The following is a 9,177-nucleotide window of genomic DNA, read 5'->3' on the forward strand; positions in this document are numbered from 1 at the left end:
CCATGAAGCGTTTGGCCACCGTCGCCCTGACCGCCCTTGCCCCCATCTCCTGGGGCTCGACCTACGCCGTGGCCACCGAACTGCTGCCGCCGGACCGGCCGCTGTTCACCGGGGTCATGCGGGCCCTTCCCGCCGGTCTGCTGCTGACCGCCCTGGCCCGCACCCTGCCCAGGGGCCAGTGGTGGTGGAAGTCCGCCGTCCTCGGCATCCTCAACATCGGCGCCTTCTTCCCGCTGCTGTTCCTCTCCGCCTACCGGCTCCCCGGCGGGGTCGCGGCCGTCCTGGGCGCCGCCGGCCCGCTGTTCGTCGTAGGACTGGCCGCACTCGTCCTCGGCGAGCGGGCGAGCCTGCGCACCGTACTGGCCGCCGTCGTGGGGGCGTTCGGCGTGAGCATGGTCGTCCTCACCGCCGAGGCGAAACTCGACGCGGTCGGCATCCTCGCCGGTGTGATCTCCTCCGCCTCCATGGGCGCCGGCACCGTGATGACCAAGCGCTGGGGCCGCCCCGAGGGCGTGGGCCCGCTGGCCATGACCGGCTGGCAGCTCACCGCGGGCGGGCTGTTCATCATTCCGGTGGCCGCCCTGGTCGAGGGGGCTCCGCCCGCGCTCGACGGCAAGGCCTTCCTCGGCTACGGCTACATGATGCTGATCAACACCGGCATCGCCTACTGGCTGTGGTTCCGCGGTATCGGAGCCCTCAGCGCCACCTCGGTCACCCTGCTCGGCCCGCTCTCCCCGCTCACCGCCGCCGTCATCGGCTGGGCCGCCCTCGGGCAGGCGCTGTCGCCCGTACAGCTCGTGGGGATGGCGATCGCCTTCGGAGCCACCGTCGCCGGTCAGCTGGCGGCCGCACGCCAGGCGCGATCGTTCAGTTCTGCTGAACAGAAGGATCAGAACATTTCGATAGACCTGATGGATGAGGAGGTGCGACGGTAGGCCACACCGCACCACCCGTCGACACCGAGGAGCAGACACACAGTGGCCGTCATGGACCGCGTCCGTACCGTTTCGCAGGCCGAGCCCGGCAGCACGGGGAAAAAGGGTGCCGCCGGGCTCGGCGTCCTCCTCGCCCTGCTCGCGACGGTCGTCTGGTCCGGCAGCTTCGTCGCCACCCGGGGCATGGCCGAGACCGTCCCGCCCGTCCAGGCGGTCTTCTGGCGCTGGATCATCGCCCTGCTCGCCGTCGCCCCCTTCGCCGCCCGTCAGGCCTGGCAGCAGCGGGCCCTGATCCGGCGGCACTTCGGCTTCATCGCCCTCGCCTCGCTGTTCGGCGTCGCCCTCTACAACACGCTCGTGCACCAGGCCGGACTGACCACCTCCGCCTCCAACATGGGCATGATCATGGCCGCCTCGCCGGTCATCATGGCGCTCTACGCCCGCCTCGGCGGCGAACGGCTCGGCAGGCGGCGGGCCTTCGGCATGCTGCTCGCCGCCTTCGGGGTGCTGCTGCTCGTCGGGGACGGCTCGATCGGCTTCGACTTCGGCGCCGGGGACCTGTGGATGTTCGGCGCAGCCCTCTCCTTCGCCACGTACAGCGCCCTGCTGCGGCGCAAGCCCGCCGAACTCGGCGGACTGGCCTTCCTGATCACCACCTTCGTGCTCGGCGCGCTGATGCTGGCGCCCGCCTACGCGGTCTCCGTCTCCGTCCAGGGCGACTTCGAGATCACCGCCGGGACCGTGGGACCGCTGCTGTACGTCGGCGTGTTCTCCTCCGCCGTCGCCTTCTTCGCGTGGAACAAGGCGATCTCGATCATCGGGGCCGCCCGCGCCGGCATCGTCTACTACCTCCAGCCGGTCTGCGTGGCCGGGCTCGGCTTCCTGCTGCTGGGCGAGCACACCGGACCGGCGCAGCTGCTCTGCATGGCGCTGATCCTCGGCGGAGTCGGGCTGGGGAGTGCCCGGCGGTAGGTTCGGGCCCATGACCGAGTGGGACATCAAGAAGCTGCGGATCCTGCGGACCCTCGCCGAACAGGGGACCGTGACCAGGACGGCCGAGGCGCTGCACATGACGCCCTCGGCCGTTTCGCAGCAACTGACCAACCTCGCCCGGCAACTGGGCGTGGTGCTGCTGGAAGCACAGGGCCGCCGGGTACGGCTCACGGACGCGGCCCACCTCGTCCTGCGGCACACGGAGGCGGTGTTCGCCCAACTGGAGCGCGCCGACGCGGAACTGGCCGGGTACCTCTCGGGGGACACGGGAGAGGTACGGGTGGGCGCCTTCTCCACCGCCGTACCGGCACTCGTGGTCCCGGCGGTGGCCGCGCTGCGCACGACCCACCCCGGGGTGGAGGTCAGGGTCCGGGAGACGGAGGCCGCGGAGTCGTACGAGCTCCTGTCGGCCGGGGGCGTGGACCTGGCGCTGTCCCTGGCGGCCCATGCGCCGACCGCGCGGGATGCCCGGTTCACGCGGGTGACGCTGCTGGAGGACCCGCTGGACGTGGCGCTCCCGCCGGGGCATCCGCTGGCGGACGCGGTCGACCTGCGGCTGGCGGACCTCTCCGGCGACCCGTGGATCTACGGGGGCAGCGGCCCTTGGTCGGAGATCGCCCGGTCCGCGTGCGAGGCGGCGGGCTTCGTCCCGGAACAGGCGCACTCGGCGTCCGGGTGGACCGCCATCCTGGCCATGGTCGAGGCGGGGATGGGGGTGGCGCTGGTGCCGCGGATGGTCTCGCGCCGGGCCCCCAGCGGGACGGTCCGGGTGCTGGCCCACGACCGCCCGACCCGCCACGTGATCGCGGCGGTCCGCCGGGGCGCCGAATCCGCGCCCGCGCTGTCCTACGTCCTCGCGGCCCTGCGCGAAGCGGCCGAGGCCCGGCGGTAGCGAGGATGCCGGGCAGAACCAGCCCCGCCGGCGCTGGAGGCGCGGGGTCCGGGGCGGAGCCCCGGGTACGGAGCCGCACCCGCGGGAGACGGAGCCCCCGCGGGTGCGGGCAGAGCCCGTGAGCCCTTAGACCTGAGCGGCAGCCGCGTCGGCCGCCTGCGCGCGAAGGGCGCGGTCGACACCCGCGCGGGATTCCGAGATCAGGCGGCGCAGGGCCGCGTTCGGCTCGGCCGAGGCCAGCCAGGCGTCCGTCGCGTCCAGCGTCTCCTGCGAGACCTGCAGCGCAGGGTAGAGGCCCACCGCGATCTGCTGGGCGATCTCGTGGCTGCGGGACTCCCAGACACCCTTGACCGCCGAGAAGAACTTCTCGGTGTACGGGGCCAGCAGCTCGCGCTGGTCGGTCTGGACGAAGCCGCCGATCACGGCCTCCTGCACCGCGTTCGGCAGGTCGCCGGACTCCACCACCGAGGCCCACGCCTCGGCCTTGGCCTCCGCCGTCGGCCGCGCCGCCCGGGCGGTCGCCGCATGGCGCTCGCCGGCCGCCGTCGCGTCCCGCTCCAGCTCCGCCGCGATGGCCGGCTCGTCGGCGACACCCGTCGCGGCGAGGCGCTCCAGGAACGTCCACCGCAGCTCGGTGTCGACGGCCAGGCCCTCGATCTCCGCCGAGCCGTCGAGCAGCGCCGACAGGTAGGTCAGCTGTCCCTCGGTGCGGGCCGAGGCCGCGAAGGCCCGCGCCCACGCCAGCTGGTGGTCACCGGCCGGCTCCGCGGCACGCAGGTGCTCCAGGGTGGCCTCGGTCCAGGCCGCCAGACCCTGCTCCCGCCACGCCGGGTCGGCGTACAGGTCGATGGCCAGCTTCACCTGCCGGTGCAGCGACTGGACCACGCCGATGTCGGACTCCTTGCCGATGCCCGAGAGGACCAGCGCGAGGTAGTCGCGGGTGGCGAGCTCGCCGTCACGCGTCATGTCCCAGGCCGAGGCCCAGCACAGTGCGCGCGGCAGGGACTCCGTGAAGTCGCCGATGTGCGCGGTGACCGTGGCGAGGGACTCCTCGTCCAGGCGAACCTTCGCGTACGACAGGTCGTCGTCGTTCAGCAGGAAGACGGCCGGGCGGGTGCGGCCGACCAGCTCCGGCACCGTGGTCAGCGCGCCGTCGATGTCCAGCTCGATCCGGTCGGTGCGCACGAGGGCGCCGTCCTGGAGCTCGTACAGGCCGACCGCGATGCGGTGCGGGCGCAGGGTGGACTCGCCCTTGGCGCCGGCGGGCAGCGCGGGCGCCTCCTGGCGGATGCCGAAGGCGGTGATGACACCGTTCGCGTCGGTGGTGACCTCCGGGCGCAGGATGTTGATGCCGGCCGTCTCCAGCCACGCCTTCGACCAGGCGGTCAGGTCGCGGCCGGAGGTCTCCTCCAGGGCGCCCAGCAGGTCGGACAGGCGCGTGTTCCCGAACGCGTGCGCCTTGAAGTACGCCTGCACGCCCTTGAAGAAGGCGTCCATGCCGACGTAGGCGACGAGCTGCTTGAGCACCGAGGCGCCCTTGGCGTACGTGATGCCGTCGAAGTTGACCATGACGTCGTCGAGGTCACGGATGTCCGCCATGATCGGGTGCGTGGAGGGCAGCTGGTCCTGCCGGTACGCCCACGTCTTCATGGAGTTGGCGAAGGTGGTCCAGGCGTGCGGCCACTTCGAGCCCTCGGCGTAGGCCTGGCAGGCGATCGAGGTGTACGTCGCGAAGGACTCGTTCAGCCACAGGTCGTTCCACCACTCCATGGTGACCAGGTCGCCGAACCACATGTGGGCGAGCTCGTGGAGGATCGTCTCCGCGCGCACCTCGTACGCCGCGTCCGTCACCTTCGAGCGGAAGACGTACTGGTCGCGGATGGTGACCGCGCCCGCGTTCTCCATGGCGCCCGCGTTGAACTCCGGGACGAAGAGCTGGTCGTACTTGGCGAAGGGGTAGTCGTAGGCGAACTTCTCCTGGAACCAGTCGAAGCCCTGCCGGGTCACGTCGAAGATCGCGTCCGCGTCGAGGAACTCGGCGAGCGAGGGCCGGCAGTAGATGCCGAGCGGAACGGACTGGCCGTCCGCGCCCTCGTAGGAGCTGTGCACCGCGTGGTACGGGCCGACGATCAACGCCGTGATGTACGAGGAGATGCGCGGGGTCGGCTCGAAGCGCCAGACGTTGTCCTTGACGTCCGCGGCCTCCGCCCCCTCAGGAATGTCCCGTGGGGAGTTCGAGATGACCGTCCAGCCCTCGGGGGCGGTCACGGTGAACTGGAACGTGGCCTTCAGGTCGGGCTGCTCGAAGCTGGCGAAGACCCGCCGCGCGTCCGGAACCTCGAACTGGGTGTAGAGGTAGGCCTGCTGGTCGACCGGGTCCACGAAGCGGTGCAGACCCTCACCGGTGTTCGTGTACGCGCAGTCCGCGACGACACGGAGCTCGTTGGCCCCGGCCTCCAGGTGGCCGAGGGCGATCCGGGAGTCCCGGAAGACCGCGGCGACGTCCAGCGCCTTGCCGTTGAGGACGACCTCGTGCACGGCCGGGGCGACCAGGTCGATGAACGTCTCGGCCCCGGCCTCGGCCGACTGGAAGCGCACGGTGGTCACGGACGGGTAGGTGCCACCCTCCTGCGCACCGCTGAGATCGAGTTCGATCTCGTAGGAGTCGACGGTGAGCAGCTTTGCCCGCTGCTGAGCCTCTTCACGGGTGAGATTCGTGCCTGGCACGCGGTCATCTCCTTTGATGGTGACGTTGCCCGGCCATCCTGCCATCCGGACAGCGTCACCGTCTCGGAGTAATCCACGGGCGAACGCGACGTCGCATTCCTGCCGGACACCGGCGGGCCACAGCGGCACGCTGGAGGCCATGACCAGCGGAGACCGGGCGAGGCCCATCGAGGAAGCGGTGCTCGCGGAGCTCCGCGTACGCGACGACGCGGGACGCGCGTGCGTCCCCTACACCGACGGGGAAGGCGGGGCGCCGCTGCGGTGCTGCCTGCGGACCGGCGCGGCCGGTGAGCGGATCGCGCTCGTCTCGTACGCGCCGCTGCGCCGCTGGGCGGCGCGGACCGGGGTGGATCCCGGTGCCTACGACGAGCAGGGCCCCGTCTTCATCCACGCCGGGGAGTGCGCGGGGCCGGCGGGTGGCGGCGGGTACCCCTTCGCCCACGCCGGGGCGCAGCGCACCGCCCGGCGGTACGACGCCCGCGGGCACATCCTCGGCGGGCGCGTCCTGGACCTCGGGGACGATCCCGACGGGGTGCTCGAGCGGGCCCTCGCCGAAGCCTTCGCCGATCCCGAGGTGGCCCTCGTCCACGTCCGCGCCGCCGAGTTCGGGTGCTTCCACTTCGAGGTGCACAGGCCCTGACGCGCCGGGAGGGCGGGCGCCGTGCGGCGCCCGCCCTCCTCGTCGTGCTGCCCGCGGGATCAGCCGCGCAGCTCCTCGGCCACGAGCTCGGCGATCTGCACCGCGTTCAGGGCCGCGCCCTTGCGGAGGTTGTCGTTCGAGAGGAAGAGCGCGAGGCCGTTCTCCGCGGTCTCGTCGCTGCGGATGCGGCCCACGTACGAGGCGTCCTTGCCCGCCGCCTGCAGGGGGGTCGGGATCTCCGAGAGCTCGACGCCCGGGGCGTCCTTCAGCAGCTCGTAGGCGCGCTCGACGCTGATCGGGTTCGCGAAGCGGGCGTTGACCTGGAGGGAGTGGCCGGAGAAGACCGGCACGCGCACGCAGGTGCCGGAGACCTTGAGCTCCGGGATCTCCAGGATCTTGCGGGACTCGTTGCGGAGCTTCTGCTCCTCGTCGGTCTCGAAGGAGCCGTCGTCGACCAGGTTGCCCGCGAGCGGGACCACGTTGTAGGCGATCGGGCGCTTGTAGACGGCGGGCTCCGGGAAGTCCACCGCGCCGCCGTCGAAGGTCAGCTGGTCGGCGGCCTCGGAGACCGCGCAGGCCTGGCCCTTGAGCTCGGCCACACCGGCCAGGCCCGAGCCGGAGACGGCCTGGTAGGTGGTGGCGATCAGCGCGGTCAGGCCGGCCTCGTCGTGCAGCGGGCGCAGCACCGGCATCGCGGCCATGGTGGTGCAGTTCGGGTTCGCGATGATGCCCTTGGGGCGGTTCTTGATCGCGTGCGGGTTGACCTCGGAGACCACGAGCGGGACCTCCGGGTCGCCGCGCCAGGCGGAGGAGTTGTCGATCACGACGGCGCCCTGGGCGGCGACCTTCTCGGCCAGCGCCCGGGAGGTGGCGCCGCCCGCGGAGAAGAGCACGATGTCCAGGCCGGAGTAGTCGGCCGTGGACGCGTCCTCGATGGTGATCTCCTGGCCCTCCCAGACGAGGGTCGAGCCCGCGGAACGGGCCGAGGCGAACAGCCGCAGCTCGTCCACCGGGAACTTCCGCTCGGCGAGGATGCCGCGCATGACTCCGCCGACCTGTCCGGTGGCTCCGACGATTCCGACCCTCACGGTGACTCCTTTTGGTACGTACGACGCGGGCGCGCGTAAGCCATCATGCGTACGACCCCACGATCCTTGTCCAATCCATTGTCCGAGGAACGGACGGTGTCCCGAATGTGAACCCCCGTGGCGAGTTCGTGGCAGGAGTGTTGCACGGCGCCTGAACACCCGTTTCGCCTGGTCGGCGCCGGTTAGCGTCCAGTCCGTCGTGTCCGGTTTCCGGACGTGACCGACCGCAGAACGAACCATCCGATTCGGGGAGATCCACCGTGCGCGCCATCCGCCACCGCCGCCGGTCCATACCGGCGCTCGCCGCCCTCGCGGCCGCCGCCGTCGCCGCACCCGTCCTGCTGACCGCCACTCCGGCGGCCGCCCACCCCCGCGAGGGCAGGCTGGCCAAGGAGCTGGTGGAGGAGGTGACCGCCAAGGGCGCCTACCGCCATCTGAAGAAGTTCCAGCAGATCGCCGACGCCAACGGCGGCAACCGCGCCGCCGGCACGCCGGGCCACGCGGCCTCCGCCGCCTACGTGTACGACACGCTGAAGAAGGCCGGGTACCAGGTCTCGTACCAGGACTTCGACATCTACGAGGCGCACACCAAGACGGAGAAGACCACCGTCCTCGGCCAGGGCTCCCGCGAGCTGGCCACCGCCGCCTTCACCTTCACCAAGTCCACCCCCGCCGGCGGCCTGGCCGCGCCGCTCGCCCTGGCCCGGGTCGACGAGACCCCCGGCTGCACGGCCGACGACTACCCGGCCGGTGCCTTCGCCGGGAAGATCGCCCTGGTCAAGCGGGGCGCGTGCACCTTCGTGGAGAAGCAGCGGGCAGCCGCCGAGGCCGGCGCGCTCGGGGTGATCGTCTACAACCACAGCGGGACCACCCCGGTGCGCGGCGGGTTCTCCTCGCCCGCCGAGGGGATCATCCCGAGCGCCGGCATCACGCTGGCCGACGGCGAGGAGCTGACCGCGGCCGCCGCCCAGGGCGAGGTCAAGGTCCGCCTGGACCTCGACCAGGAGCACGTGAAGAAGACGACCCGCAACGTGATCGCCGAGACCAAGGGCGGCCGCTCCGACCGGGTGGTGACCCTCGGCGCCCACCTGGACTCCGTACCCGAGGGCCCGGGCATCAACGACAACGGCTCCGGCTCGGCCGGTCTGCTGGAGGTGGCCCTCAAGCTCGCGGACGAGGGCGCCAACAGGAAGGGCAAGGGGCCCGCCAACAAGGTGCGTTTCGGCTGGTGGTCGGCCGAGGAGCTGGGCCTGCTCGGCTCGGAGCACTACGTCGCGCAGCTGTCCGAGAAGCAGAGGAAGGACATCGCCCTTTACCTGAACTTCGACATGATCGCCTCCCCGAACCCGGTGCAGTTCGTCTACGACGGGGACGACTCCGACAGGACGGGTGCGGGTGCGGGCCCGGCGGGCTCGGCGCAGATCGAGGCGCTGATCAACGGCTTCCTCGACAAGAAGGGCAAGCCGCACGAGGGCAGTGACTTCGACGGCCGCTCCGACTACGGCCCGTTCATCGCGAACGGCATCCCGGCGGGCGGCACCTTCACCGGCGCCGAGGGCATCAAGACCGCCGAGCAGGCGGGGCGCCACGGCGGCACGGCCGGGGCCCCGTACGACCCGAACTACCACGGGGCGGGGGACGACCTGAAGAACCTGGACCTCAAGGTCTTCGACACCAACCTGGACGTGATCGCACACGCGGTCGGCACGTACGCCGAGTCGCTGCGCTCGCTCGGCGGGAAGTAGGACCGGGGAACGGCCCGAGGGGGAACGGCCCGAGGGGGGGGGGCGCGGGGGGGGGCCGCCCCCGCCGGGTGCCCGCCCCCGGGGGCGACGGGGGGGCCCTCGCGCTGGGCCCGCTGCCGGGGGCGGCGGCGGGGGCGCGGGGGGGGGGGAGCGGGTC

7 protein-coding genes are annotated in these 9,177 nt (G+C 72.0%); 5 read left to right on the top strand and 2 right to left on the bottom strand.

The window, feature by feature from the left end; all coding sequences use genetic code 11:
* The first annotated feature begins 2 nt into the window (after positions 1-2).
* Genes ACGFZK_RS32820 through ACGFZK_RS32830 form a run of 3 tightly spaced genes read left to right on the top strand, consistent with a single transcriptional unit; the run spans position 3 to position 2,820 of the window.
* Entirely contained in the window at positions 3-935 is a 933-nt protein-coding gene (locus ACGFZK_RS32820) for an EamA family transporter (protein WP_393852499.1), read from the top strand.
* Between the two features lie 51 nt (positions 936-986).
* Positions 987-1,907, top strand: coding sequence for a DMT family transporter (locus ACGFZK_RS32825; RefSeq protein WP_393852500.1), 921 nt, complete (start codon positions 987-989; stop codon positions 1,905-1,907).
* Positions 1,908-1,917: 10 nt separating this feature from the next.
* A complete protein-coding gene (locus ACGFZK_RS32830; RefSeq protein ID WP_393852501.1) occupies positions 1,918-2,820 on the top strand; it encodes a LysR family transcriptional regulator in 903 nt (300 codons plus the stop codon).
* A 126-nt stretch (positions 2,821-2,946) separates the two neighbouring features.
* On the opposite strand, the gene pepN is transcribed toward ACGFZK_RS32830, so the two are convergent.
* The gene (gene pepN / locus ACGFZK_RS32835; RefSeq protein ID WP_393852502.1) at positions 2,947-5,547 is read right to left on the bottom strand and encodes an aminopeptidase N; all 2,601 of its coding nucleotides are present in this window, start codon (positions 5,545-5,547) and stop codon (positions 2,947-2,949) included.
* A 139-nt stretch (positions 5,548-5,686) separates the two neighbouring features.
* On the opposite strand from pepN, the gene ACGFZK_RS32840 reads away from it, so the two are divergent.
* Positions 5,687-6,187 carry a DUF1203 domain-containing protein gene (locus ACGFZK_RS32840; RefSeq protein ID WP_393852503.1) on the top strand — a complete coding sequence of 167 codons (501 nt, stop codon included), beginning with the start codon at positions 5,687-5,689 and terminating at the stop codon, positions 6,185-6,187.
* 59 nt (positions 6,188-6,246) lie between these two features.
* Here ACGFZK_RS32840 and ACGFZK_RS32845 read toward each other — a convergent pair whose 3' ends face one another.
* Complete coding sequence (locus ACGFZK_RS32845) at positions 6,247-7,275, bottom strand: aspartate-semialdehyde dehydrogenase (protein WP_393852504.1); 1,029 nt, start codon at positions 7,273-7,275, stop codon at positions 6,247-6,249.
* Positions 7,276-7,535: 260 nt separating this feature from the next.
* On the opposite strand from ACGFZK_RS32845, the gene ACGFZK_RS32850 reads away from it, so the two are divergent.
* Positions 7,536-9,020: a M28 family metallopeptidase gene (locus tag ACGFZK_RS32850; RefSeq protein WP_393852505.1), complete on the top strand. Its 1,485-nt coding sequence runs from the start codon at positions 7,536-7,538 to the stop codon at positions 9,018-9,020.
* Positions 9,021-9,177: the final 157 nt, after the last annotated feature.

The organism is Streptomyces sp. NPDC048257, assembly GCF_043201855.1.
Classification (GTDB): Bacteria; Actinomycetota; Actinomycetes; order Streptomycetales; family Streptomycetaceae; genus Streptomyces.